This is a genomic window from Brevibacillus reuszeri (assembly GCF_002897295.1).
In the GTDB taxonomy this organism is placed as follows: domain Bacteria; phylum Bacillota; class Bacilli; order Brevibacillales; family Brevibacillaceae; genus Brevibacillus; species Brevibacillus reuszeri_A.
The window spans coordinates 1-517 of record NZ_BEXF01000139.1; the positions used below are offsets into that span (position 1 = coordinate 1).

Annotated in this window: 1 protein-coding gene and 1 pseudogene; both read right to left on the reverse strand. The window is 49.3% G+C overall.

Features of this window, described 5'->3' with window-relative positions:
• Nucleotides 1–195 (reverse strand): OB-fold nucleic acid binding domain-containing protein (locus tag C3B52_RS35855; protein WP_235615981.1); only part of this gene is annotated, 195 nt, incomplete at its 3' end.
• Nucleotides 196–225: 30 nt separating this feature from the next.
• Nucleotides 226–517 (reverse strand): annotated as a pseudogene (locus C3B52_RS35860) (acetate kinase); the annotation flags it as partial.

Below are 517 nucleotides of genomic sequence, written 5' to 3' on the forward strand. Positions count from 1 at the left end.
CAGGCTTTTCGCGTCATCCCATACCTGCTCGGATACTTCGCTCTTCACAACAACACCCTGGATATATCCCGATCCATCGCGAAGCTGCAGGAACTGAATCTTCCCGCTGGAACGCTTGTTGTTAATCCAGGCGCCGATCGTGACGGTCTCACCGACATGCTGGTTGACGTTACGAATCACACTTTTGGTGGCCATGCTTAAATCTCTCCCTTATATCACTACTATTTAACGGTTAGAAGCTTGTACGATACGATGCGTATCCCGAGCAATAACCAATTCCTCGTTGGTAGGAACTACGAGAACCTCTACCTTGGAATTCGCCGTTGAAATACGACGCGGCTCGCCGGAACGAATGCTGTTCAGCTCCTCATCCAATTCTACTCCGAGATAGGTAAGCTGCTCAAGCACTCTTTGACGAAGAACGATCGAATTCTCACCGACTCCCGCCGTAAACACGATAACGTCCACACCGTTCATTGCCGCAGCATAAGAGCCGATGTATTTACGAACACGATAT